18 protein-coding genes and 1 tRNA gene are annotated in these 25,498 nt (G+C 48.1%); 2 read left to right on the top strand and 17 right to left on the bottom strand.

Going from position 1 to position 25,498, the window contains the following annotated elements; genetic code table 11:
• Nucleotides 1-71 precede the first annotated feature (71 nt).
• The gene (locus IM638_11240; protein MCA6363603.1) at nucleotides 72-629 is read left to right on the top strand and encodes a hypothetical protein; all 558 of its coding nucleotides are present in this window, start codon (nucleotides 72-74) and stop codon (nucleotides 627-629) included.
• Here the strand turns inward: IM638_11240 and IM638_11235 are convergent, their stop codons facing one another.
• From IM638_11235 to IM638_11190, 10 genes are all read right to left on the bottom strand, one after another.
• Nucleotides 630-1,205, bottom strand: coding sequence for a carboxypeptidase regulatory-like domain-containing protein (locus IM638_11235; GenBank protein ID MCA6363602.1), 576 nt, complete (start codon nucleotides 1,203-1,205; stop codon nucleotides 630-632).
• A gap of 827 nt (nucleotides 1,206-2,032) precedes the next feature.
• Nucleotides 2,033-2,106, bottom strand: a tRNA-Asp gene (locus IM638_11230).
• A 172-nt stretch (nucleotides 2,107-2,278) separates the two neighbouring features.
• On the bottom strand, nucleotides 2,279-2,992 hold the full coding sequence (gene nth, locus IM638_11225; GenBank protein MCA6363601.1) for an endonuclease III: 714 nt from the start codon (nucleotides 2,990-2,992) through the stop codon (nucleotides 2,279-2,281).
• A 233-nt stretch (nucleotides 2,993-3,225) separates the two neighbouring features.
• The gene (locus IM638_11220; protein ID MCA6363600.1) at nucleotides 3,226-3,786 is read right to left on the bottom strand and encodes a hypothetical protein; all 561 of its coding nucleotides are present in this window, start codon (nucleotides 3,784-3,786) and stop codon (nucleotides 3,226-3,228) included.
• 37 nt (nucleotides 3,787-3,823) lie between these two features.
• A complete protein-coding gene (locus tag IM638_11215) occupies nucleotides 3,824-6,814 on the bottom strand; it encodes a PKD domain-containing protein (GenBank protein ID MCA6363599.1) in 2,991 nt (996 codons plus the stop codon).
• A gap of 117 nt (nucleotides 6,815-6,931) precedes the next feature.
• Entirely contained in the window at nucleotides 6,932-7,828 is an 897-nt protein-coding gene (hemF, locus tag IM638_11210) for an oxygen-dependent coproporphyrinogen oxidase (protein ID MCA6363598.1), read from the bottom strand.
• A complete protein-coding gene (locus IM638_11205) occupies nucleotides 7,825-9,465 on the bottom strand; it encodes a LysM peptidoglycan-binding domain-containing protein (GenBank protein MCA6363597.1) in 1,641 nt (546 codons plus the stop codon). The genes hemF and IM638_11205 overlap by 4 nt, the downstream gene beginning before the upstream one ends.
• Nucleotides 9,466-9,469: 4 nt before the next feature.
• On the bottom strand, nucleotides 9,470-10,999 hold the full coding sequence (gene guaA, locus IM638_11200; protein MCA6363596.1) for a glutamine-hydrolyzing GMP synthase: 1,530 nt from the start codon (nucleotides 10,997-10,999) through the stop codon (nucleotides 9,470-9,472).
• 66 nt (nucleotides 11,000-11,065) lie between these two features.
• Nucleotides 11,066-11,287: a hypothetical protein gene (locus IM638_11195; protein ID MCA6363595.1), complete on the bottom strand. Its 222-nt coding sequence runs from the start codon at nucleotides 11,285-11,287 to the stop codon at nucleotides 11,066-11,068.
• Nucleotides 11,288-11,377: 90 nt separating this feature from the next.
• Nucleotides 11,378-12,124 carry a helix-turn-helix domain-containing protein gene (locus tag IM638_11190; GenBank protein ID MCA6363594.1) on the bottom strand — a complete coding sequence of 249 codons (747 nt, stop codon included), beginning with the start codon at nucleotides 12,122-12,124 and terminating at the stop codon, nucleotides 11,378-11,380.
• A 149-nt stretch (nucleotides 12,125-12,273) separates the two neighbouring features.
• On the opposite strand from IM638_11190, the gene IM638_11185 reads away from it, so the two are divergent.
• The gene (locus tag IM638_11185) at nucleotides 12,274-12,525 is read left to right on the top strand and encodes a hypothetical protein (GenBank protein MCA6363593.1); all 252 of its coding nucleotides are present in this window, start codon (nucleotides 12,274-12,276) and stop codon (nucleotides 12,523-12,525) included.
• 502 nt (nucleotides 12,526-13,027) lie between these two features.
• On the opposite strand, the gene IM638_11180 is transcribed toward IM638_11185, so the two are convergent.
• From IM638_11180 to IM638_11150, 7 genes are all read right to left on the bottom strand, one after another.
• Nucleotides 13,028-14,914, bottom strand: a complete 1,887-nt coding sequence (locus IM638_11180; GenBank protein MCA6363592.1) for a T9SS type A sorting domain-containing protein — start codon at nucleotides 14,912-14,914, stop codon at nucleotides 13,028-13,030.
• A 163-nt stretch (nucleotides 14,915-15,077) separates the two neighbouring features.
• Nucleotides 15,078-17,117 carry an OmpA family protein gene (locus IM638_11175; GenBank protein ID MCA6363591.1) on the bottom strand — a complete coding sequence of 680 codons (2,040 nt, stop codon included), beginning with the start codon at nucleotides 17,115-17,117 and terminating at the stop codon, nucleotides 15,078-15,080.
• A gap of 90 nt (nucleotides 17,118-17,207) precedes the next feature.
• Nucleotides 17,208-20,045, bottom strand: coding sequence for an AsmA family protein (locus IM638_11170; GenBank protein ID MCA6363590.1), 2,838 nt, complete (start codon nucleotides 20,043-20,045; stop codon nucleotides 17,208-17,210).
• Between the two features lie 60 nt (nucleotides 20,046-20,105).
• Nucleotides 20,106-21,188 (bottom strand): chorismate synthase, encoded by a 1,083-nt coding sequence (aroC, locus tag IM638_11165; GenBank protein ID MCA6363589.1) that lies wholly within the window; start codon nucleotides 21,186-21,188, stop codon nucleotides 20,106-20,108.
• 46 nt (nucleotides 21,189-21,234) lie between these two features.
• The gene (locus tag IM638_11160) at nucleotides 21,235-22,044 is read right to left on the bottom strand and encodes a hypothetical protein (protein ID MCA6363588.1); all 810 of its coding nucleotides are present in this window, start codon (nucleotides 22,042-22,044) and stop codon (nucleotides 21,235-21,237) included.
• Between the two features lie 199 nt (nucleotides 22,045-22,243).
• The gene (locus IM638_11155; GenBank protein ID MCA6363587.1) at nucleotides 22,244-23,104 is read right to left on the bottom strand and encodes a DUF4249 domain-containing protein; all 861 of its coding nucleotides are present in this window, start codon (nucleotides 23,102-23,104) and stop codon (nucleotides 22,244-22,246) included.
• Between the two features lie 5 nt (nucleotides 23,105-23,109).
• A complete protein-coding gene (locus IM638_11150) occupies nucleotides 23,110-25,455 on the bottom strand; it encodes a TonB-dependent receptor (protein ID MCA6363586.1) in 2,346 nt (781 codons plus the stop codon).
• Between the last annotated feature and the right edge of the window lie 43 nt (nucleotides 25,456-25,498).

Here is a 25,498-nt window from a genome sequence, read left to right as displayed (position 1 = left end):
AACATAAACAATATTTACATTTGGCCAGACTAATACAAAAGGCCCGCACTAAGGCAGCAGATGACCCAATTATGCTGACATTAACAAACTTGTCGCTTCAGTCGTATTTTCACAATTCACCTTCGCCCCAGGAGCATGAGTTGTATTTTGTACAACATTATCAGGGGCCGGTAAATCAGGGCGTAGTAGAATCACTGTTGCAACTCATAGAAGAATCGGCCGAAGTGCAGTTATTACCTCTTGGATTACGTAAGCGATTGTTTCTTGTGGTGATTGAAGGGCTGCAGAATGCAGTGAAATATGGCCTGCGCAACAACAAGCATCCTTTAGCTGCCTATAAACTGGAGTTACATAAAAACGGCGAAGCCCGTGTTTGCTTCGCCAACTACGTGAATACGGCAAACGCCGGCGCACTCTGCGAACATGTAAAGCAACTCAAAGCTAAATCGCCCGAAGGGCTGAAGCAACTTTACATACTGCGTTCAAGGGAAAAAGTAACCTCACGCGATTCAAAACCCTCTGCCGGTCTGGGACTTATTGAAATTGTACGGTGCGCTGCGGCAATTCGTTGCCATTTTCTGCCTGCCCAGTATGCACAATGGTTTGAGATGGAAGTGGTGTTGCGTTGATTAATGCTTCGTGCATTTATGTTTGAACGGATGCAAGATGCGGTGAAAAAAATGGCGCATTCGTATGTGTTTTGCTCCCACAACATTATTTGATACTACAACCTCATCAAACTGTGCCGGAATGCCCATGTAATGCCTTTCCATTCCATCCGCTGTTTCACGCCTGCTTTCTGTTATCAGTACTTCATGCATTCGCACATTCATTACGTAATTTAACTGCCCTTCAGCCACCTGTATGATTGATTGTTGCGGGTTGTAACCGGATAAACGAACACTTGCAAGCAATGTATCATTTGCCGCCGCATTCAATGTGAGTGCAAAGTATCCGTTTGCGTCGCTTATTGTATGTACGGTATCTATACCATTACTAATCTGAATGCTTGCTCCTGCTCCTCTTAGCGAATCGGAGCGTAATACAAAGCCGCTTATCCGAATCTGAAATTTTGGTTGTTGTACAATTTGTAGTGAGGATGCTGTTTGTGTTGCGACTTGTTGTGCTGAAAGGGAGGCCGCAAAGAGGAATGCCGGTACAAACAGTTTCGGCCACAACCGTGTTTTGTATGCCTGCGGAACCATGTTTCTGTTTAACTGTGATGCGCTGAACCGACCGCAAAATTTTTCTTTATGGTGTGTGAAGAAATCAATCAACTGCTCATCACTCCACTTCGAGAAATCGGTGAGCGTGCGGTTGCATGCACCGCAATGTCTTTTTCCGGCTGCTACTTCAGGCATTTCAAGCCACGATTCGGAGCAAGGTTCGGGAATCTGGATGCGGAGTTGGGAAGCCATACCTGTTTGTCAAAATTGTGAGTATTACAGAACTACCATGTAAATACAGTATCAGATCTTGGTTGCAGAAGTTGGACGCAATTGATTTGCGAAATCCATAAATGAGTTTGTTTGCGAGGATTTTGGGGGATGTAGGGAAACGGGAATTGCAGGCTGACCAGGTTTTTTAGGGGATAATTGAAGGTATTTCGAGCAAGATGGCAGTAGTGTAATGCATTTGCTCCGGCGGTTGCAAACCGCCTTAAGTTTGGCAAACAGTTTATATCGCCTTTGGCGATTTAAACTGTTCGCAGCATTTAAGCATGCAGCTTCGCGGCATGGGGATAATTGAAGGTATTTCGAGCAAGATGGCAGTAGTGTAATGCATTTGCCCCGGCGGTTGCAAACCGCCTTAAGTTTGGCAAACAGTTTATATCGCCTTTGGCGATTTAAACTGTTTGCAGCATTTAAGCATGCAGCTTCGCGGCATGGCTGAAATGCAAAAGTCCTCGTCGAAATGACGAGGACTTTACGGACCGGACGGGACTTCCCGATACTTCGCTGCGCTGCGATCGGGATAAACTTCTCGTCCCTGCTGAAATGGAAAAGTCCTCGTCTTTTCGACGAGGACTTTGCGGACCGGACGGGACTCGAACCCGCGACCTCCGCCGTGACAGGGCGGCATTCTAACCAGCTGAACTACCGATCCGTAGTTGTTGGGACTGCAAAAATAGACGTTTTTTCAATTCTGCAAACAGATCATCAAAAAAAATCTGTTTTTGACCTTGACCAGCGTTAATTCTGCCTAATTATCAATCACTTATTTTTATGAGGCCCCGTGTTTTTGAATTCTGTGGCTGTTTGATTTTGTTTGTTTGGCCTTACTTTTTTGGTCTGGGGGCTGCTTTTTTTGCCGGTTTTGCAGCTTTACTTGTTGCTTTGGGACGTGCGGGAGCTTTGCTCAGTTTCTGAAAGTAGGCACAATAGGCTGTCAACTGACAAATTTCGCATTGCGGGTTTCGGGCCACACATACGTAGCGGCCATGCAGTATGAGCCAGTGGTGCGCTACTGCAAGGCGGTTTTCGGGTATGTATTTTACCAGCTGAAGCTCGGTTTGCAGGGGTGTTTTAGCTCCTTTGGTTAAACCAAGCCGTGCCGAAACGCGAAACACATGCGTATCAACCGCCATTGCCGGTTTTTCATACACCACCGAGGCAATTACGTTGGCTGTTTTTCGGCCTACGCCGGGCAGTTTTACCAATTGTTCAACCGTATCAGGCACCACGCCGCCAAAATCGTGCAGCAGCATATTGGCCATGCCTACCAAATGCTTGGCTTTGTTGTTGGGATAACTTACGCTGCGGATATATGTAAATACTTCCTCCGGCGAAGCAGCAGCCAACGATTCGGCATCCGGAAAGCGGGCAAACAGCGGCGGTGTCACCAGATTAACCCGCTTATCTGTACACTGTGCTGAAAGTATTACGGCCACAAGCAGTTCAAACGGATTGCCATAATGCAGTTCTGTTTCGGCTACAGGCATGTGCTGCTCAAACCAATGAATTACTTTCTCAAAACGTTCTTTCTTTTGCATACAAATTCAAAGGAAAACAAAAAGGAGCAACTTCGTTAAGTTGCTCCTTCATTAAGAGCCTGTTTAAAATTCATCCTTTGGCTTTGTTTCGGCGCATTTTTCCTCATCCTGCGTTCTGTTTTTTGTCGATCCTCTCCAAGGATCGCCTGCAAAACACGCCTTGTCTGAGGAAAAATCCACTCAAAACAAAGCTCAAAAACAAATATTAAACAGGCTCTAAATATTTATCCGGCTTACTTGCCTGAGCTTACCAGTTTTCCTTTGCTATAAGTTTCTTTCGCCATCAGGGTTCCGGAAGCATCGTAAATCATCCATACACCGTCTTTGTTGCCCATTGCATCATAGCTGCCGGTGAAGTTTATTTTTCCGTTCTGGTGATAGCCTTCCCATTTTCCCACACGAATAAAACCTTTCATCATGCCGGTTTCGGCAACCACGCCGTTTACATGGTAAAATACAGCTTTGCCGGTGGTGTAGTTTATTTCCTGACTGAGTTTACCGTCGGGGTGCCACTGTTTCCAGGTGCCCTCGGGAATTCCGGCTGTGGTGTAATGTTCTTCCACTGCCAGTTTACCGGTATCGAAATAATGTTTCCATGTACCCACTTTGTGTACAGCTGACATTTTTTGGGCAATCACATCCTTACTGTCGCCGGGCAGCAGTTTAGGATCTGCGCTGTACCAGCCATCCACAAGCAATATTCCGGCTGCACTTGTTTCAGTATAATGATACTGTGCTTTTAAAAAGCCAGAAACAGCTGTCAGCAGAAACAGGGTAAAAAGTGCTCTTTTCATTGTTCGTTCTTTTTGTTTTGTCGGGTTAACTGCCGGTTTAGCGTACTACGGATACATGGCCCACAAGGCGATGCTTTTGGCCATATACATCCACAATGTTTACACGCCACACATACACATCCTGCATGCAAAGCTCACCGCTTCCGCCCTGCACTTTTCCATCCCATCCGTCGTTGATGTCGGTAGCGGTAAAGATCAGGTTGCCCCAGCGGTCGAAAATCCACATTTCGTATTTAGCAATGCCAATACCCTGTCCGAAGAAGGTTTCGTTTTTACCGTCGCCGTTGGGTGTAAACGCATTTGGAATGAAGAAGGTAAACTCTGGTGCAATTTCCACACGCAGGGTGGTGTCATCGGTACAGCCGTACTGGTTGGTAACCGTAAGTGTAATGGTGTAGTTTGAGCCGGCATCCTGCGGGTAAGTCCATTCGGCAGTGGATGTGGTGGCGGTATCGAGCAAAGTGGTGGGGTCGCCGAAATTCCAGCTCCAGCTTACCGGATTGCCCAACGATAAATCGGTAAAATCCACATCGGTATTCACCACAGTAGTTACCGGCGGCGTAGCTGATCCAATAGCTGTGGGTGAAGGGAAGGCCGTAATGTAACCGGGCAGCACGAGTGTAGAGAAGCATCCCGGCCCGGAAGAGGCGGTAAGCGTAACATCGTAAGTGCCGGGCACGGTGTAGCAATGAGAAGGATTCTGACTGGTTGAGGTGGCCGAGCCATCGCCAAAATCCCACAACCAGGCATTTACACTACCCACCCCTACCGTGGACTGATCTGTGAAGTTTACACAAAGCGGCGAGCAGCCCGAAAGTGTGTCGGCCACAAACAGAGGAACAGGCGGAGCCGTGGTGGTTACGGGAACTTGAACGGTATCTATGCAGCCCGTGTTGGTGGTGACTACAAGCGTTACAGTAAATGTACCTGTGGTGGTGTAGGTATGTGTAGGATTGGCCTGACCGTTCACTAAGGGTGAGCCGTCGCCAAAATCCCATGTCCATGTAGCGATATTGCCGGAAAGTGTGGACGACATATCGGTGAAACTCATGGGTGTATTGGCGCACACGTTAGGTGCGTTAAAGGCAGCGGTAAGCAGCGGTCCAACAACAATCTGCTGGCTTGATGTGCTTTGGCAGTTGTTGGTGGAGGTTACGGTGAGAATTACGGTGTATGTTCCCGCAGCGCTGAACGTATGCTGAGGTGATTGAGCGGTTGAGATATTGGATGGCCCCGATGCGGGATCGCCAAAGTTCCATGATATGCTTGAGATGGTATCAGTAGCAGGAATTGTAGAGGTGTTGGTAAACTGCACCACATCACTTCCGCATAGCTGGTTGTAAGTAAACTGAGCCGTGGGCAACGGATGTACAGTTACAGTCTGGATGTGGATAGACGGACACGGTGATGTGCCTGCAATAAGTGTAACCGTGTAAGTGCCGGGTGTACTGTACGTGTGTGAGGGATTCTGCAAATTTGAACTATCGGCAGGGCCTGAAGAGGGTTCACCAAAGTACCAGCTCCAGAAGGTGGATGGCTGCGAGAGATCAGTGAAGTTTGTCGGGTTATTCAAGCATACGTCGGATGACGCGAAGTTGGCTAAACCGGCATTACCGGGATAAACAACCTGAGTAATGGTATCCACACACCCATTATTACTGCTCACTATGAGCGTTACGGTGTAGGTTCCTGGCGTGGTATAGGTGAATGTCGGACTTGCCTGATTGGATGTATCATTGGTGAGCGTAGGGACTCCAAAGTCCCAGTGATACGTCATTGAACCGGAAGCAATAGTAGATGTATTGTTGAATGTGTAGGTGGTGCTGCAGGGCGGGAATGTGGGATTGAATGAGGCCACGGGCTGCGGATACTGAGTAACTACGGCAGTAAGCTGGGTGGTACAGTTTGTTACCGAAGTCATGGTAACGGTGTAAGTACCGGGTGTGTTTACACTGATAACCTGTGTGGTTTGCCCGCCGGGCTGCCAGAGATAGCTTTGTGCGCCCACAGGAGCTGAGAGCTGAATGGTGCTTCCGGGGCAAAGCGAGTCGGTTTGTGTAATTACGTAGTTGAGGCAAGAAGCATCTACATACGCATAGCCGTAGTGCCCGCCGTAAATACAACCCGCGCAGGTAAAACGGATGGTTACGTTCTGACCTACATACGATTGCAGGTCGATGTTTACAGTGGTCCAGGGCTTATAAAAAATGGTAGGCTGACACTGCTGGAAACCGGGAATTACACCACTGGCTTCCACGTAATAATCAGAGCAGGGAATCGGGTTGCCGCTCTGGTCAAACATTTCGATACGGAAGTAAGGCTGTTCGCCGGCAAGGTGGCCGCCATCATTCAATACAACCGCATACTGATAGGTAAAGCTGGTATTGCCCGGCGATACGGTAAATGTTTGTTCCAGCACTTCACCCTGATAGCCCGCGCAGTTGTTGCCCAAACGTACTGAGAAGTTTCCTCCGGGCGCCACTGTAGGCATGGGTGCACAGGGATCGTTGCCGGAAGCGGCGCTCATAATGGTATGACGGGCATTGCAGTCGGAAATAAGTGCATCCATCACTGTACTGAAAATGCCTGCCTGCACGTTCTGGAGCGGACCATTCGAATTCAGGTTATTATCGCCGATGGAGCCTGTCCAGCCAAAGAAACCACCCATTTCAAAATCCATGTTTGTACATGGTGTTTGCACGGTGTTCGACGAAGGCGCCAGACGCTGATACAAGGTGGCTGTTTCGGACTTAGGCGTAAGATTATATTTCAGGTTGATGTACTCGCGCTGCGCGCGGCCAAGAAACAACGCGGCTTCATAGGGTGTAAGGTTCTTGCTGTCTGCAATATCCATTATTGCATCCGGATTGAAGCCGTCAAGTGAATCACCATACACGCTGTGGTGCTGATGATCATGGTCATGGTCATGATCGGGTGGCGTGGCCGGGGTTAACACCTGTGCATTGATTTGCAGTACTGCAAAACAACACATCACCAACATCCATGACAGGATAAAACGTTGCTTCATGTGTAATTCGGATAAGTCGTAATTCATGTTTGCCACCGGCAATTTACGGCATTAAACAGGTACAAGTCAACAAAAAACATCGAAATGTTGAATATTTTTTATGGAATTGCCGGGGATTCAGACCCAATCCACCCCTTTTCGCAAATAGCTGACAGTCAGCTCCTCTCGCGAGCCTTGTTTAGATTTATGGTCATAATACCATCCGGCCTGCTCCGGCAAGCTCATTAAAATCGACTCAATACGTCCGCCGGTGTCAAGACCGAAACGGGTTCCTTTATCATAAACGAGGTTAAATTCAACATACCTTCCCCGGCGGAGCAGCTGCCATTTTTTTTCGGCTTCGCCGTAAGTTTCCTCAGCGTGTTTTTTCATGAAATGGGTATAAACCGGTGCAAAAGTTTCCCCCACATCAATCAGAAAATTGAAAAGCTGCTCCTTTTCTTCCTCCGTTCCGGTAAGCCTGTCGAAGAAAATACCTCCCACCCCACGTGTTTCATTGCGGTGCGTGATGAAAAAATAATCATCGGCCCATTTTTTGAATCGCGGATACCAGGATGAGTCGTATTTATCGCACACTTCTTTCAACCGCCCGTGAAACCATTTCGCATCATCAGCCTCTACGTAATGCGGTGTAAGATCTATTCCACCGCCAAACCACCACTGTCCGTTACCCAATTCAAAGTAACGTACATTCATGTGAATAATTGGTACGTTGGGATTAAGCGGATGCTGTACAATGGAGACGCCTGTTGCAAAAAAACGGTTATCCTCAACCTTCAGTGCGCGCTGAATATTTTCGGGCAGTTGCCCATGTACGGCAGAAAAATTTACTCCGCCTTTTTCTATAATTTTTCCGTGCTGAAGTATGCGGGTAATACCTCCCCCGCCCCCATCGCGTTCCCAGCTTTCGATTGAAAATTTTGCCCCTCCGTCTGTTGTTTCAAGTGCATGGCAAATATCGGCCTGCAGTTTTTGGAGGCGTACTGCAATACTTTCGCGGTTAATCAATGTCATAGCTTACGAACCAGCTTGTAATCTTCCATTTTCACAATGCGAATGCCTTTGTTGTCGAAACCGCTTTCCTCTTCGGAGCGATAGAACTCAAAACGCTGTTGCAGGCCGTCGCTTGTGCGTGTGGCGAGTTTCATATAAAAGTATGTACCGTCTTCAAACAACGCATTCAGGAAGAACAAGGTTACATCATATCCGGCAAGTGCATATTGCCCTGCATCGCCTTTAAATACAGCACGGTACTGAAGCAGCATACGTTTTGTGGCCGGATCATCGTAATCAATAAAATAGTGCGAAACATAATGCAGGTTTATGATCTGCATGTACTCACGGTCAAGATTATCATACTCCATCCACTTGGGCATTCCGTACACTTCCATCGGGTATTTATCAGCCAGCCCTTTGAGTGTGAGCAGCAAGCCTGTAATAAAGGCCTGATTTTGCGCTGAGGGCACTACGATGATATTTTTACGGTCTTTACGCAGTTTTGCTTCAAGGCCGCTTGTGCCGTTGATGTAAGGCAAACTGTCTTTACCATTGGCAAGCCGCAGTTTGTTGCTGGCATCACGGAAGGCCTTCACCATTTGCTGGTCTTTAGGGCTTCCGCTGTTGATGAGTATGACCTGATCGTTGGGAGAATTGAGGTAAAGATATTGGGCCAGCTGTTCCATTTGTGTGGCAAACGAGGGCACTGTTTTTCCGGCTGTAGGCTGTTTAAACAGCAAACGGTTGGTGTTCGTAAGCGGCGAAATCACGGCAATATTTTTCTTCTGTCCGAAATCAGCCACTTTTCTAAACGGTTCGTTATCAAGCGGACCGAGAATGAGATCGGCTTGCTGCAGTTCAGGTTTTGCGAGTACTTTCTCCACATTCAGTGAGTCGGCAGCACCTACGTCAAACACATGCAGTTTTACTTTCATGCCGCGTCGTTTCATGGAATCAACAGCCAGCAGGGCGCCTTCGTAAAATTCCATTGCTGCTTCAGCCTTTGCCGAAAAGCCGGGGCCTTTATCGTTCTCGGTCTGAATATTGTCAACCTGCGCCAGTTGTAACGGCAGCATAAGCACCACGTTGTAAACTGCTTTTTTGTTTACACGGTATGTCGTATCAGCAAGCGACACGTTGGCGGGCAACGAAGTTTGTAGCGGTGCTTTACCCGGCACACGAATTTGCTGCCCCGCTTTCAACCCGGCTGATTTAAGTTCAGGATTGAGTTCGGTGAGCCGTTCAACCGTGGTTTTGTGCTGTTGGGCAATACTGTAAAGTGTTTGCCCGGCCCCGGCAGTGTATAAAAACGTGGAGGTGTCTTTAACGGCAGTTTGCGGTGCAGGCGGGTTGGGTTTAGCCGGTGGCAGCGGCTTTTCAGCCGGAATGCGGAGTACCATGCCCGGTTTGATGCTGCCGTTTATCAGCTCGGGATTTTCCACCAGAATATCGTTTGTGGTTAAGCCGTAGGCACGTGAGATGCCAAACAGTGTTTGCCCTTTTTCAACGGTATGCAGGTAGTATTTCTTCCCGTCTATTACTTCCGTTTTTTTCGACTTTTTGATGCCATCTGTTTGTGCGGCAAGTTTTACAGCCGGGATTCCCAGCAGCGTAACAAGCAGCACAAAAATGTGTATGAAACGGAAGTTTTTCATTGCTTTATTCCCATTCAATTGTAGCGGGTGGTTTCGAACTGATATCGTACACCACACGGTTAATGCCTTTTACTTTATTGATGATTTCATTGGAAATGCTTCCCAAAAACTCGTATGGCAGGTGGCACCAGTCGGCGGTCATTCCGTCTGTGGAAGTAACGGCACGCAGCGCCACTGCATTTTCGTAAGTGCGCTCATCGCCCATTACACCTACACTTTGCACGGGCAGCAGAATTACCCCTGCCTGCCATACCTGATTGTATAATCCGTGTTTTTTCAAACCTCCAATAAAGATATCATCCACCTCTTGCAATATCCGTACCTTTTCTTCGGTAATGTCGCCCAGAATACGAATAGCGAGCCCCGGACCGGGGAAGGGATGGCGGTGAAGGATATTGTGTTCCAGCCCAAGTGCATCGCCCACCCGTCTTACTTCATCTTTAAAAAGCAGGCGCAGCGGTTCCACCACTTTCATTTTCATGGTTTCGGGCAGGCCGCCTACATTGTGATGCGATTTGATTGTAGCTGAGGGGCCTTTTACCGATACCGATTCAATTACATCGGGGTAAATGGTGCCTTGTCCGAGCCATTTTACATCTTCAATCAGTTGCGCCTCGCGGTCGAACACTTCAATAAACACGCGGCCAATGATTTTACGCTTGGTTTCGGGATCGGTAACACCGGTAAGCGGGCCATAAAATTCGGCCTTGGCATCAACCCCTTTTACATTCAGTCCCATGTGCTTATATGATTCAAGCACCGATTCAAATTCATTTTTACGCAGCAGGCCGTTGTCCACAAAAATGCAATACAGATTTTTGCCAATGGCCTTATGCAGCAGCAGTGCCGCCACACTTGAATCAACACCACCTGAAAGACCGAGCACCACTTTGTCGTTGCCGAGTTTATTCTGGAGATCAGCCACGGTATCGTGAATAAACGAACCGGGTGTCCAGTCCTGCGAGCAGCCGCAGATGTTTACCACAAAATTGCGCAGTAGTTTTGTTCCTTCGGTGGAGTGATATACTTCGGGGTGAAACTGAATACCCCAGGTATTTTCACCCTGAATGTGGTAACCGGCCACGCGCACATCATGCGTGCCAGCTACAATTTTATAAGTATCGGGCACATTTGCAATGGTATCGCCATGCGACATCCACACCTGCGAGTGCTGCGAAATATCGGTAAATAGTTTATCGGTATTATCAACCGTCTGGAGGTTTGCACGGCCGTATTCTCTTATTTTCGAGGGCATCACCTCACCTCCGCCCTGCTGTGCCATAAGCTGGGCGCCGTAGCACACACCAAGCAGGGGCAGTTTGCCCCGGAACAGGGAAAGATCAGGGTTAGGAGAAGCGCTGTCGCGAACGGAATACGGGCTTCCGGAGAGAATTACGCCTTTAATATTTGGCGTAATTTCGGGGAAGTGATTCCAGGGATGGATTTCGCAGTAGATATTTAACTCGCGTACACGGCGTGCGATGAGTTGTGTGTATTGGGAACCGAAATCGAGAATGAGAATGGTTTCGTGCATGGCCGCAAAGATAGGTAAAGCATGCGGCGAAGAAAAAAACAGATTGCTGCTGTTCTCAACTTCTTTTCAACGAAAGGCTGCGCAGGTATAATATCCCGTGAAGGGCTTTTTGCGGCGTGAGAAAAGTCGGGCCAGCCTGTTTCGCAGGGCTGTAAAGGTGTGCGTGTTTGTTTCGGGCACCGTTTCCCAGGCAATTACGGCATCAAGCGCAGCCAGATACTCAGCATCTTCAATACTGTTTATTTTCTGGTGTAAACGTTGTTTAAGCTGTTCGGTTTGCGGGTTCATGCGGATAAGGATAGAATGGATAAAAAGGGCAATAGCTTTTAAGGCCGCCGGATAGCGGAAAGTCAGGTTACTGGAATTCGTGGCAGTTAATTAACGTGTAATCTGCTTTTCGAGGCGGGCGAGGCGCTGTTCGAGATTTTCGAAGCGGTTATCGCCGGGAGCGTCGAACTGTTTGGTTATTCGTCCTTCGGCGTGCCAGATCTGGGCAATATCAGCGGCGCTTACTTTGTAGGGAGCAAACTCGGCATTGTCTGAGCGGAACTCATATTCATTGTCCTGCAAGGGAACAATTCGCTTAGCCACTATGCTTCCGTCTTTGAGCACGGCCACATAAATATGGTTGCTGCGAATATGCGTCAGCGATTCTTCGTATCCGCCCACGATATAATCACCGGGACGAATGCCGGGCTGCATACTGTCGCCCATAATTTCAAATGCGCGGAAAGTGCGGCCATAATAGCCGGGCAGCCTGAATGCGGGCAGTTTTTCGAAATAGGTAGGATCTTCGGCGCCGCGCAGGTAACCGGCAGCTGCTTTACGATCAACCATTACAATGTTTTCTTCGCCATCATCGGCCACAGTAACCACCAGTGGCAATACGGAACCCGAACGCTGTGTATCCGGCTTACGGAACATTTCGCCGTTGCCTTCCATGAGCCAGAAAGGATCTACCTTAAATCGGGTAATGATGGCTTTGTACACATCATAAGAAATACCGTTTTTCCCGCTCTCTATCTGCGATAGCGAGGTTTGCGTAATGCCAATTTCCGCAGCAAAAATGGTCTGGCTCAAGTCGAGCGTTTTGCGGATTAATTTAATGCGTTGAGAAAGCGTCATTTGGAATAATTTATTGGCAAAGTTAATAAAAATATTTGACTTTTATTTTTGTAAGCTATATTTTTGTGGTGTGATTGATTATTGAAAGCGAAAATCAATAGTCAAATATAATAAAAAAGAGTTTCATCCAATACAAATCGCAGAAAAAGATGAATACACGTACAGGACAAACTTTATCGCTTCGGGAGTTACTTCCGCAGGCACTTGGCAGCATAACCATTGTAACGTCTGATTCTGCATCCGATATTACTCAACAAGACGAAGCGGGTGGCCCCGTAAGGCCAGCGGTGCGCGTACCGTTATCCGCTTCGCACTACCAGCCGCTCTATCGTTTGCTTTCCCCAGCCGGTTCCTCCTCCGGCGCTGATAGCGATGGGCAGGCCTGGGCCGCTGCGGGTTGATTTCTTTGCCATCACCCATACCTTGTTCCTGAATTGCTTTTCTTCGGGCAATTCTCTGCTTTTGCAGCCCCTACCGGACACAGGTACCAACTCTCTTCGGCCTTTACGCCTCTTTCTGCTTTATGAGCGGAGGGAGGCGTTTGTCATTTCTCGACGCCGCTCGAAATAAGAAAGGCTTTGGGTTGCAAGGATTTTGTTATGATAATGACCAGTATTTATGATCTGCTGAAATAATAAATGCATTGGAATGTATTGTGGAATAACAACGGCGACTGGTTATATGGTTCTTGTATTGACAATGACTCGTGGTGTTATGGTATGTTGAAATGAAAGCTGCGGGGGCTGTTTTTTGAGCGTATTGATTGGGGAATTTGTTTGAGGTGCGAATATGCGGGGGCTTATGCGTATAAGAGGACACAGTAAGGAAAAGGGATGTCTGACCGATTAGAAAATGGAAACGGCCGCCGGTAAGTTTACCGGCGGCCGTTTCAGTAGCAATAAATTACTGGATAATGAGATGACGTGTGCTGCTTGTTTGGCCGTTAATTACGCGAATGAGGTAAGCGCCGGGAGCCAGTGTGGAGGTGCCCAGCGCAAGCTGCGTGCCTGCTGCAAGCTGATTAAGCGGGCTTGTGCTTACCAGCTGACCGGCAGCTGAATAAATTTCGAGGGTGCCGGTAGTAATGTGCACGTTGGTAGAAATCCACGTTTCAGCATCAGAAGGATTGGGGAAGGCCACAAACGAAGCAGGCGCTGACAATTGTTCGGTTATGCCTACAAATACATCTGTTGCGGGTAGTTTAGCATGAATGATTTCGTGAATCGTATTTGCATTTTCAGGATCGGGCGGATTGTTTGTGCCTACTCCGTGTCCGGCTACATCATCACGTTCATATACCAGGTTGATCTGGCCATTCACTACCGAACGTGCAAGATTGGGATACACTTTTTCAAGTGTGAGATCGGGTGAAATGTTGTAGGGGGCTGTCCATGTAGCACCGCCGTCGGTAGAAGCCATCATGTAGATATTGCGGATACAGAAGGCGGTAACAAGGTCGGCCGAATTCTCAACCAGTGCAGAGTAGGCCAGATAAATTGTTCCATTGTTGTCGATACACGATGAAGGGAACGAGGAGAGCGACTTTTGATAAGTGCCAAAGTCAACCGGAATATCAAGTGTACCATTGTTGTCGAGGTCGAGCGCGCCGGTAAGGGTTACCGCATTTCCGCTGCCCATATTTTCATTCCAGTAGATAAGTCCGTTTGTGCCGGGGAAATAGCTGTAACTGCCATCGGTAGAATCGTCGTTCAACATGCGCATATTTCCAAACCACACATGCACCATATTGTTATTATCAATGAGTACGGAGAGGCTGCCGTCATTTGTGGTGAGCGTATCAATGATTCCGTCGTTGTTAGGATCGGTAAGCTGATCGTTGAAAAGCGGGATGGGAAAATCCTCGATTACCGTTTTGGCCCATGTAACCCCGCCATCGGCCGATTTGGCCAGCACCACGTCTCGGCCAATACCACCAGCCACCACGGCCACATAATCGCCACGTGAGTCGATGGTGTATGCATCGGCGCTGTAGCCTACTTCCTGTGTAGAGTCGAACGCCGCAATCAGCGAATTTTGCACGGCAAATGTTTGTCCGCCGTCGTTTGAGCGTGAATATTGCAAGGCGCCGTCTTGCCCGCGCCAGGGTCCACCTCCGGCTACAGAGGAGGGAGTAGCAAGTGCAAGGTGATGAATTACATCATTGTTTGCTCCGCCCACAGCAGTAACCGGCCAGAGTGAGCCGGGATGTCCGGCAGGAAAGGTAAGTAGTGAGGTATTATTTGTCCAGGTACCGGTTCCTTTAGCCGGTCGGGTCATAAAATGCTGCGAATTGTTGGCTGTGTTGTGTGCCACCGTTAACTCAGCACCGGCACCGGTTACGATGATATCGCCAAAACCGGTACGTACATTTTCAAGCCGTGTGGTGGGCTGTGCTCCCCAAGAAGTGCCGTTGAAGTAATTGTATCCCGAACCGCGATCGGGCCATGAAAAAAACGAGCCGGAAGAAAATGTCCACATAGCAGAAATGGTCCCATCGCTGTGCGCCATAATCTGACGATGCACCGAGTTATTGGTTTGCAACGAATAAGTAGTGTTGCCGATAATTGTTTCGGTGGTACTCAGTGGCACGGCGGGCTGTACATTCTGAGCCGGCTGCTGACTGTTATTTCCTGCAAATACATCAAGAGGCGATGCGAACAACTGAGCCGCCTGGTGAGCAGGCGATACCGCTGCCGGTGTGAAGCTTCCGGCCGGGTAGGCTGCAAACTGAGCGAAAGCCACAGCAGAAGCGAATACGCCCGTTGCGAATAGTGTAGTTTTTTTCTTCATAAACATGTGTTTGATGGATAACTGATGTTACATGTGCAACCGCATAAACAGTACACAAACACATGAAATTAAACCGGTACTGATAAGGAGTCAATTACTTCCACATAAGTGGAGAACGTAAAAAAACAAGTGGACTTACTGTTTATTCAGATGGGCAACCCGGTTATTTACTCACGATCACAAATTCGGTACGGCGGTTTTTAGCACGGCCGGCTTCGGTTACGTTATCGGCAACGGGTTGTGTTTCGCCAAAACCTTTAGCCCCGGCAATCTGGCTGCGGGGCACACCAAATTTTTGTGTAAGTACTTCAAACACAGCAAAGGCACGTTCACTTGAAAGACTAAGGTTTTGCCCGTCATCACCTACATTATCGGTATGGCCCTGAATCTGAATGCGGATGTTGGGATTTTCTTTCAGGTATTCGGCAAAAGCCTCAAGCACGGCCATTGACTCGGGCAGAATAACCGCTGAGTTAGAGGCAAAATTGATATCATTAATGGTATAAGCTTTGCCCGTTTCCAGCGGTTTCACTTCAATTGGTTTCACGGCTGCGGTTATGGCCGGAAACTCCTGTTTGCCTGAAACCAGCTGCGAGGAAAAGGCCGCATCCTCTTTCTTTACGGTAATCACATAATCCTGCTGCTTCTCTACTTTAATTGCAGCCATGTAATTACCCGAGAGGGTATCCACCACCGCCTGCGTTACTTTTTTCGTTTCCACATTTTTCACTTCCACCACCACATTTCCGGTAAGGGGTTCACCTTTATCCGTTTTCAGTTCACCTTTGAGCAGGACCACTTTGTCGGGGCGGGCTTCCTTGTAAAGCGGAAACTGATAGACATCGTAACCACCGGCTGATCCGGGCAGCATGTTGTTGGTATTGAAGAATGCGGTTTGCCCGTCGGTACTTACAAAAAAACCGAGCTCGTCGTTTTCGGTATTAATGGGAATGCCAATATTAACGGGCGTTTTCCAGTTACCTTTTTCGTCCTGACGGGCAAAGAATACATCATATCCCCCCATGCCGGGATGCCCTTGTGAACTGAAGTACAGTGTCTGGCTGTCGGAGTGGATAAAAGGCGATTTTTCATCACGCTCAGTGTTAATAGTGGGTCCGAGATTAACCGGCACGCCCCATTGCCCCGAAGCATCTTTTTGTGTCATCCAGATATCGATACCACCTTGCCCTCCGGGTCTGTTGCTGGCAAAATAAATGATGTTGCCATCGGCCGAAACGGTAGGTTGAGAATCCCACCACACCGGATCATTAACGCGTTCGCCAAGCGGACGAATTTCCGACCATTCGCCATTTGCGTAATCGCAGGTATAAAGATCGGTGTTGGGACCTTCGGTTCCGTTTTTAGTGATTGTATAGTACAGGTGTTTGTTATCGATAGTGAGTGTAGGGCCGCCTTCGTTGGGTTGCTGGTTGAAGGGAGGCGGAAGCATTGTACCGCCATCAAACTGACCGTTGCTCTGTCGTGTGCTCATGGTAAATACTTCACGTGTTTCCTGCGAAGCCCACACGCGGTCCATTTGGTTTACGGGTGTGGAGCGAATGTAGAAGGCGAGTGAATTATCGGGGGTGATGATGGCGAGATATTCACTGCGCTGGGTGGAAATGCCGGTAACCAGTTTGGGGTCAAACGGACGGGGATTGCCTTTGATATCGACATAAAACCGGGCCCATTTGATCATGTCTTCGGCTTCGAGAACTTTTTGTTCGTAGTCTTTGCCGAGTTTTTTTGGGTCATCGGTTTCAAACTTTATGAATTTTTCCAGCCAGGGAATTGCCTCGGCATATTGTTCGTCGTAAAAATACTGGCTGCCGATAAGCATATAAGGCTCGGCACCAATTTGCGGACAGGCAGTAACGGCCGCGATGAGGTATTTCAGTGCAGCCTTGTATTCGGTAGGATGTCCATCGACCTTGGCTTTTTTGATAATCATGGTAGCCATAAGCATATTGGCGTCGGCCCATTCGGGTTCGAGTTCAATGGCTTTAGCTACAAAGCCGAGGCGTTCGTTGAATTCGTATTTGCTCAGTTCGCGGGCTTTGTCGTATTGTTTTTGGGCATCTTTATTATCAGGTTGCGGGCAGCCAGAATCTTCTTTGTTTTTCTGAGCTGTTGCCTCAACTGGCGAAAACAACAAAGCGCACAATACGGCGGCAGAGAAAAATACGGCGGAGGTTTTCATCATACAAAAGAAGTAGTTCGGCAAGTAGTAACGAAAATGGTGCCGGAAATTGTACAGCCCCCGCAGATTTTCTACAGGGGCTGTTCGGATTAATTATTTACCCAGTTTGGCATCGGCCTGTTTTCGGGCCTCGTCCATAATGGCTTTTGCCTTGTCGTCGGCCTCTTTTTTGGCTTTCTGGTTGGCAATATCAGCCTGTTCGCGCATTTTGTCGGCGGCAAGTTTCTTGGCTGCTTTTTCAAGGGGATTTTTATAGCTCTTTTCTACTTTATCGGCCTCGGCATAAGCCTGTTTTTTGGCATTGTCGGCGGCGGTATAAAGCTGTGATTTGAGGGCATCTGCTTTTACCTGTGCATCGGCAATAATTTTATCGGCTTCGGCGCGGGCTTTGTCCATGCCCACATTTTTCAGGCTATCGGCCTTTTGTTTGGCGAGATCAATAGCCGCATCCTTGATGTTTTCCATCATGTCGCCGGCGGCTTCCTTGAGACTGGTTTTCACGGTAGGCTGTGCTACCGTGCCTCCGAACAAGGCTTTCACATTGACCATATCGCCCAGTTTTACCGGAATGCCTTTTGAGGTAGCTTGCGATACCAGACCGTTGAGCGCCGAATTGGCCGGACCAAACTCCGCACGCGGTATGGAAATATCCATCACATAATTAATTGTCTGATCGAGACCTGTTGAACCACCCACTTTACCGTTGGCTTTGCCTGCTTTAAAATCAAACGGTTCTACCGAAACGCGGCCGTTTTCAATTTTATAATTTACCAGATTGAGGTCGTTCAGCGTTACCTTTTTGAATTTATTCATTTTGAGCGCCTCATCGAGTTTCTTTAGTGGCTCAAACGACTCAATCTCTACCTGTTTAGTACGGAGTGTGCCCGAACCGTTAATAGTTTTATCAATGGGCATCATCTTCGAATCGAGGTCGCTGGTGAAACTGAGCTGGGTTGAAACGCGGCCTTTGGTTTGTTTGGCAATGGGCGTTAGTTTCTCAACCGTGTTAAATGTTTTAACGGTTTGCTGAATATCAAAATCCGTTACATCAAGCTTGAAATTTACTTTGGGCACCGTTGGGTTTACTGTACTGTAACTGCCGCCCATCACCATGCTTCCGCCCATGAGCTGCATTTTAAGATTCTGCAAATCAACCATACTCTGATGGATACGTACCATACCGGCTACATTATCCATCTGAATATCATCGTACTTCAGTTTGGTGATGGTTGAATTGAGCGTAAAATCGAGATTTGAAGGCACTTCTATGATGCTCATGTCCGACGATTCTTCGGTGGCTGCTGGCTGTGCGGCGGTTTCTTCTTCACCGGCAAACTCGTTAAGATCCATGTTGGCCGAACGGAAATTAAGCACTCCGTGCAGCATCGAATCCTTGAAGAGGTATTTCATGAAATTGTCGATGCGTCCGTCGGCGTGCATATCGCTCTTGCCTATTTTGCCATCAAAACGGGTAAGCTCCACAAACTGCGGCGAAAACTTCATGTTCATTGCATCAATGTTCATGTCGTAGGCCAGCGATCCGGTTTTGTAGCGCATACCGGTTACATCAACCGTGCCGGTAGCATTAAACTGCTCATACTTTTCCTGCTCAATGGCCGACATGCGTCCGCTCATTTTCACATCGGCGGCAATATTGCCGTTCAGTTCGTCGCCTTTTTCGAGCGGAATTACATCACGCACCGAAGCGAGGTTGAGTTTTCCTTTCACCCAGCCATTCAGATTTGCATCAGATACAGGCGTGGTTACATGCAGCATGGCATCAATCGGATTGCCGCCAAAATCCACATGAAATTTATTTACATCAATTTTAGTCTGGTCCGGAATACCACTGGCATCATCCACATTCACATCCACCTGAATATTGTTCACTGATTTGGGCACTCCGGGATACTGGAACATGGCATCGGCAATATTCAAACGCACACCGTAACCCGGCATTTTGTTCTGCTTCTCGCTGTAAAGTCCTTTCAGGAAACCGTCGAACATAAGTTTACCAGCCGTTTTTACCTGCGCAAAATCTTTCGTGTAAGCACCGGGAATAAGCGAGAGGAAACTCTTGAACTCCGACTGTTTGGCCTTAAACTTCAGGTCCATGTTGTAATCCTCGCCGGGCATGGCAAAAAAACCGTCGATACCGAAACCAAGTTCGTTGAGGTTTATTTCGTTTTCCTTGAAGGTAAATTTCATGTTCGGCATATCCATGTCGAGATCAGCCTTGAGTCTGGTGTTTACTTTACTCAGGTACGATACGCCTTCGTAAGCAACGGTAAAGCGTTCCATCTCGGTCATGGTCTTCATCAGAAACACATCCTGGGTAAAATCGCCGGAAAGCGTGTGCGTCATGTTATCCATCACAGTAAGCACACCAAGCGATGCATCGTCGTACACAATATAGGCGTTGTTAATTTCCAGCTCTTTCAGTGCGAGGCTGAATTTGGTGGGTTCAGACGGCGCAGCAGCGGTAGCGGTATCTGTTGAGGGTTTGGCAATGTCGTAATTCGCTTTGCCGTCTTTCAGCACTTTTACCTGAATGCGCGGTTTATCGAGCGAGATGGAATTGATTTTGTATTTATCGCCGCTGATTACGCTCATCAGATCAAGGTCAAACTTGAGCGCAGGAATATTGGCAAGCGTATCTTTCTCAAATTCTTTGATGCCCACCACCTTTACATCGTTTATCGAAAAACGAAAATCAGGGAAGCTGCTCAGCAATGAAAGATCGAATTCGCCAAACGATACTTTTGCATTGACATTCTTATTGATTTCGCTTTTGGCGATTTCAATGATTTTGTCTTTAAACAAAAAAGGCAGGGCAATTGCCACAATAAGTAAAAGCACGAGCGTAATTCCCGACCATTTAAGAATGCGGCCGAAAAGGCTCTTTTTAGATTTGGCAGATGATGAAGACATTGCTTGATAGTTGTGGAACAAAGATAACTCTATTGACGGATTAAATTCAATACGCCGTGCTTAGTGCGACGCGCGCTGCCGGAGTAAATGATCGGCCACAACCAGGGCAGCCATTGCTTCCACAATGGGAACGGCGCGGGGCACCACACAAGGATCGTGGCGGCCACGTCCCATTACTTCTACCGCTTTGCCGGCGGTGTTTACGGTGCGTTGTTTTTGCATGATGGTGGCCACGGGTTTAAAGGCGGTGCGGAAATAAATGGCCTCGCCGTTGCTGATGCCGCCCTGAATGCCGCCTGACCGGTTTGTGGCCGTAACAACTTTGCGGTTATTGCTTCCGGGCAGAAAAGCATCGTTGTGCTGCGAGCCTGTGAGCGCCACTGATGCAAAGCCGGAGCCGAATTCAACACCTTTTACGGCGTTTATGCTGAGCATGGCTTTGCCTAGGTCGGCATGAAGTTTATCGAAAACCGGTTCGCCGATGCCGGGAGGAACGCCTGTGATTACGCAGGTGATGATGCCGCCGATGGTATCACCCTGTTTGCGGATGCTTTCGATGAGGCGGATCATTTGTTCGGCAGTATCGGCATCGGGGCAGCGCACGATGTTTGATTCGGTCTGGCTGAGGTCGAGCTCGTGCCAGGGTTGCTGCAGGGCAATGGCGCCTACCTGCGATACGTATGCCTGCACGTGAATCTGCTGTCGGCGCAGGAAGAGTTTTGTTAATGCACCGGCCGCCACGCGGGCCACCGTTTCGCGTGCCGATGAGCGTCCTCCGCCGCGGTGATCACGCAGGCCGTATTTGGCTTCCCAGGTATAATCGGCATGAGAAGGGCGATATACTTCTTTCAACGCATCATAATCGCGTGAGCGGCTGTCTTCGCTGCGCACCATAAAGCCAATCGGGGCGCCGGTACTTTTGCCTTCAAACACACCCGAAAGGATTTCGAGCTGATCGGCCTCGCGGCGCTGCGTAACAATGCGCGACTGCCCCGGACGGCGGCGGTCCATTTCCTGCTGAAGAAATTCTGTATCAATATCCACCCCTGCCGGCAAACCATCGAGAATGCCCCCCACAGCCGGGCCGTGCGATTCGCCGTAAGTGGTAAGCCGGAGCAGCGTGCCAAAGGTATTTCCTGCCATAGCCGCAAAAATACATGTTTAGGGCCGTCAAAAACAGCTTAACCTCTTAAAACCTGAACACCACCGAAACTTCGTTCAAAATACCGGGTGTGTGAAAGCCAAATGCTGTTTTGGATACCGCCTTCAGTGCAGTGCGCGATTCCTGTGTGTAGGCTGTTCCAAAATAGGCATACGCATCGGCACCGGTTTGAAAATTAATCACAAACCAGCGGTTAAGTGCATAACGCAAACCCGCATTCACCGAAACACCTGTTTGAAAAAAGAACGAACGCTTTGCTTCATACATTTCAAAATCCCGGAAACCACTTACAAAATCCTGCCTCCAGTTACCCAAACTATCTTTCACCTGATAATAATCAGAAAGTATATACCGCTCAAAAAATCCGCCGGCAATCAAATCGGCACCAATCCAAGTCTGCAATCTGCGGCGTCCTTTGCCCCGCCACTCATACCCGATATTTCCGCGTACAGACGGGCTGTTGTTAATTGAGAACCGGTTTACAGTGCGCGTAGAATCACTTGTCAGATAATAATGATCATAATCATCGCTCCAAAAACCAAGTTCTGTACTGTAAGCACCCACTCCAAAACGCCACGCACCGCGGTAATCAGAATCTACGCGCTTGTACATGGTGCTTAAGCGATATCCGTAACCATAACCGCCCATAATTATATGAGCAAGCGGGATGATGTTGAGGGAAATTTCATTCCGCCCCGGATTATTGAGCGAATCGGGCGATACGGTACTTATCCATAGCAAGCGCCCTGCTTTGCCGCCGGCAATTTTAGTGGTATCCTGTGCATGTAAAAATAAAACAGCGGGTAAAAGAGCAAGAAGACAAATGAGCTTTTTCATACGGTCGGATTAAGGGTTTTGTATGTAATTTAATTCGCTCCGGTTATACCGGAACTTTCATTCAGTTAACTTACAGACATGCAAACCTAAAATTAGTTGCCCGCATAAAATTTTATTAATGCCGTTTTTAATCAAAATAAAACAAGGCTGTCTCAAAATGCAGAGACAGCCTTGTTTAGATATATTTTAAAAATTAAAACTACAGCGGAATCACCACATTGGTTGAATTACATCCGGCAAAAATACCGAAGCCATTGGTTACATTGGAATAAACCAATGTTGGCTCTGAAAACGGATCTCCGCCGTTGTTTCCATTGAGAATGGTGCGATGAAATTCGTAGTAATCATACGTTCCGCTGGTGAGCCAGATTGTAAGGCTATTCAGACTTCCCTGTGCGTTGATTCCGGTGCGTAAACTTCCTCTTATTACTTCCCCGTCGGCATTGTGATCAGACACAATTGACCGGGCCAGTTCATAATTGCGCACAATGCCGTTAAGCGTATCGTTCAAATTCAGCACAGCGTTAATGAGGTAATAATTATTATCGCCGGCAGGATCGGTAAACTGATGATCGATATCGGCTTCGATGAGTGGAAATCCCGGAAATGAGGTTGAGTCGATAATTAAATCAGCCGTAGCTGAAAAATCGGCCGGAACCGAAAGGGGCACACGTGTGGATGCTTCAAGTGTGGGATAGCCGGACAGCGCCACGGTAATGCGGTAGGTTTGCCCGGCCACAATGGGAAACGAAGCGGCCGGAATTTCATACTGTTCCAGCAAGGGATTAAATGTAAGCTGCACACTTCCGCTGGCATCATAAAGCATAACAGTGGCATTGTTTACCGCCTGATGTTGTGTATTTGCAGAACCGAGTTCGAAAACGGGTATGCTGCGTGTTACATAGGCACGAATAACGGTATCCTGTGGCGAAATAAAACAGGAGAGTGCAAGTTTCGAATCCACATCCGGAAGATCTACATCAGCATTACGTTCACAGGATGTAAGGGTGAGGCTGAACACAGCGGCAATGCTCAGAATGATTGAAAAAAACTGTTTCATACGAGTTAGAATTTCCAGGTCCAGGATACAGAAGGAATAATCGGGAAGAGTGATACCTGACGCAAGCGACGGTTGCCCTGGCTATCATTTCCTACGTAATAAAAGAAGGGATTCTGACGGCTGTACACATTATATGCACTCAGTTCAAAGGTGCGTTCGCTGCGTTTGAGTTTTTTGTGAAACTGCACACCAATATCGAGACGATGATAGGCAGCCATGCGGAATGAGTTCTTTTCGCCGAAGTCGGTTACAAACCAGTTTCCGCCCCCGGGCGCGCCGGGCGAATGAGCGGGTAATGTATATTCAGCCTGCGGCAGCGTAATGGCGTTGCCTGTGCCATACACCCAGGTGGCCGATAAGGTAATGTTATCATTCAGTTTATAAATGCCCACCAGCGAAATATCATGGCGGCGATCATAACGGGCATAGAACTTTTTGCCAAAGTTGAGCGAATCAAACTGCAGCTGTGTCCACGAAAGTGTATAACCAATCCAGCCCGTAAACTTGCCGAACTTGCGTTGTACAAGAAACTCCAGGCCGTAGCTCCAAGCCTGCCCGGCGGTTACATTATCTTCCCAGCTCACAGGCTCACCGTTTCCGCCGAGATCGCCCACCGCAAGGAAGCTGGCACCTTCTTTATAACCGATAATATCAAACGAACGTTTGTAATAACCTTCGAGCGATACCATGAGTTTATGTTTGGGAATATCATGCGCAATACCTGCTGCGGCCTGCCACGAACGCTGCGGGCTCACACGTTTGGTAGCCGGTACCCATAAATCGGTAGGCAGGCCAACGCCTGTGTTTGAAAGCAGATGGAGATACTGGTTCATTATGGCCCAGCTTGCTTTCAGCGAGAGATTTTCGCGCAGAATGTACCGGGCGGCAATACGGGGTTCGGGGCGCCAGTAATTTTTCTTCTGTGTGGTGAAATAAGACAAACGCACACCCATATTTACTTTAAGCCGCGAAGTAAGTGTCCAGTCGTCCTCCGCATAGATACCCGATTCCCACGCTTCAATAAGCTGCGCCTTCTGTTCTGATCCGCCTGAGAAACTATCATCCACAACATACGCACTGGGCCTGAACTGATGATAGGTAGTCATTAAACCAAAACGGATGTAGTGACGCGGACTGGGCACAAATTCAAAGTCGTGCTTAAAACTGTAGTCGCGGATACCGGAATTGTAATTCAGTTCAAAGAAATCGCCGCCACTGAAGTTTTCACGAAGGCCGATTCCTAACTGATAGTTTGTAAAAATGAGCGAGGAGTTTGAAAACAGGCGTGAGTTCCAGATATGGTTCCAGCGTAGTGTGCCGGTAGCGTTACCCCATGAAAGTGAAGCCCTTGAACTACGGTCTGAGCCACTGTTGTTGAATCGTGCATAAAACTTATCACGTCCGAAATAGCCACTTAGATAGAGCGTATTTTTTGCATTGATTTCATAATTAGCCTTCGCATTTAAATCATAGAAAAAATAGCCGGCAAGACCGCCTTCCGGGTTGGCAGCCTTCTGAAACGGAATAGAAAGCACATCAATATACGTGCGCCGGCCCGACACGATAAACGAGGATTTTCCTTTAAGAATAGGCCCTTCAAGCATGAGGCGCGATGAAATAAGTCCGATACCGGCCTCGCCGTGAAAATGCTGGCGGTCGCCGTCTTTCATTTGCATCTCAAGCACACTGGAAAGGCGGCCTCCGTAGCGTGCAGGAAAACCACCTTTGGTAAGTTCCACACTTTTCAGTGCGTCGCCGTTAAACAGCGAGAAAAAGCCAAAGAGGTGAAATGCATTATATACTGTAGCATCGTCAAGAATGATCAGGTTCTGATCGGGGCCGCCGCCGCGCACATAAAAGCCGCTACTTCCCTCCTGCCCTTTTTGTACGCCCGGCATAAGCTGAATGACCTTGAGCACATCTTTCTCGCCAAGTAGCGCCGGAATCTGCTTGATTTGTTCTACCGGAATCGACACCTGGCTCATTTGCGTATTGTCGCTGATGCTTTCCTGCTGCTCGGCCGAAATTTCGACAGTTTTCAATTCAACCACACCAAGGTCAATATTAACCACGGTATCGGCTTTCAGTACAAATTTCTTTTTTACAGGGGTATAACCCACATAACTGAAAATCAGTTCCACCGTATCAGGCTGCAGGGTAATTGAGTAAAAGCCGAAGTTGTTGGTAGCTGTCCCCTCACGGGTTTTGAGGTTGGCAACAGTAACGCCCGGAAGTTTTTCTTGACTTCCGGCTTCGCGCACGGTGCCGCTGATTGTGAATTTAGCTTGCTGGGCTAATGCGGGAAGTACAAAAAGCCACAGGAATAGAGGTAAAACAATTTTCTTTTTCATAGCCGGAGGCAAATGTGTTGTGTTTTGCAGCACAAATCAAGAA

Source organism: Bacteroidota bacterium, from assembly GCA_020402865.1.
GTDB lineage: Bacteria > Bacteroidota > Bacteroidia > Palsa-965 > Palsa-965.
The sequence above is the reverse complement of the archived record's forward strand: the minus strand, read 5'-3'. Positions and strand labels throughout refer to the sequence as shown.